At 65.5% G+C, this 1,271-nt stretch carries 1 protein-coding gene; it reads right to left on the bottom strand.

Annotated elements, in window-relative coordinates:
* The coding region (locus BGIM_RS54220) for a hypothetical protein (RefSeq protein WP_193789047.1) at positions 1–1,271 on the bottom strand (1,271 nt) is incomplete at both ends.

Raw genomic sequence — 1,271 nt, 5'->3', positions numbered from 1 at the left:
CGGTGATAATCTCGATGGCGGTGGTTGCCGTGGAGTCCGATGTTTCGGTGGCGGCGCTGCTTCCCGTGATCTTGATCTGTCCGCTTGCGGAGGAAGTATCGGCAGTTTCCGTCAAGGCGGCTGATCCGGTGACCCGTTCCAGTCCCGTGGCGGCGGTGGTGTCAGCGACTTCCGTGGCGGCGGCGGTTCCGATCATGCTTTGCAAGCCGGAGGAGGCATGGGAATCGGCTGTTTCCGTGGTGGAAGCCGTGCCGGAGATCAACACGGGGGCGGCGGTGAAGGTCCAGCCGGTGTTGCCGGTCGCGTCCGTCGAATTGGCCCCGGCGTAGAACGAGGCCCCGCCGGTGGCGGTGGAGTCTTTCAAGGACAGGTAATCACAGGAGACGATCCCGGAGGCGATGGAGATGGTGGCCGGGCTGGCGGCGGTGTTGGTGTCAATGGTGATCAAGTTCCCGGTCGTGCCGGTGGCGTTCAGGGTGGTCACCGTGTAGGTTTTGCCCTGCGTGAACCGCACCGACTTGGGGGAGCCGAGCGTGAGCGTGCCGATGGTCGGGCTGGACTGGAGCGTGACCCGGCCCGTGCCGCCGCCTGTGATCTGAATGGTTGAATAGGTCAGGCCGCCGAGCTGCAATGTCTTGACGGTCGCCGAGGTGTCGGAGACGACGAGGGTCGAGGTTCCGGCGTTGAGCGTCAGGTTGGAGTTGTTCGTCGCCATGTCCCAGACAGTCGCCGTGCCCGAGACCGTCCAGGTTCCCGAACCCATGTTGAGCGTGAACGGGCCGTTGTTTTCGTAGACCACCTTCGAGGTCGTAAAATTCGCCCCCGCCGTCAGCGTGCCGGATCGCAGGGTCGTCGTCCCCGCCGTGGAGAGGAAGGCGTCGGAGGTGGTCAGCGTTCCGGTCAGGGTGTCGATGATCTGCTGGCCGGGGAAGTTCTGCCCGGCCGAGACCAGCGTGGAGGAGGAGCGGCAGGCGAAGGTGAGGGCGGCGCTTTGGGTCAGGGTCATCGCCGCGATCAATTTCACGGAGGTTCCGAGCGATGTCGCGGCCGTGCCAATGGTCAGGTTGGGCGTGTTCGTCGCCCCGGTCCAGTCCATCGAGCCGACTCGCGGCATGTCAAGCGTGACGACCTGGCTGGCGGCGGTGAAGGAGTTGGCGTCAAAGACCGCGGTGTCCTGCGGCAGGGGCACCCGCCCGGCGACGGCCCCGCCGCTGCTGGTGAACCATTTGGAGGCCGACCAGTTGCCCGTGCCGGACACCCAGTATTGGTTC

Origin of the sequence: Zavarzinella formosa DSM 19928 (genome assembly GCF_000255705.1) — a bacterium.
Taxonomy (GTDB): domain Bacteria; phylum Planctomycetota; class Planctomycetia; order Gemmatales; family Gemmataceae; genus Zavarzinella; species Zavarzinella formosa.
Note: the sequence above shows the minus strand (reverse complement) of the source record. Positions and strands in the feature narration are given on the sequence as shown.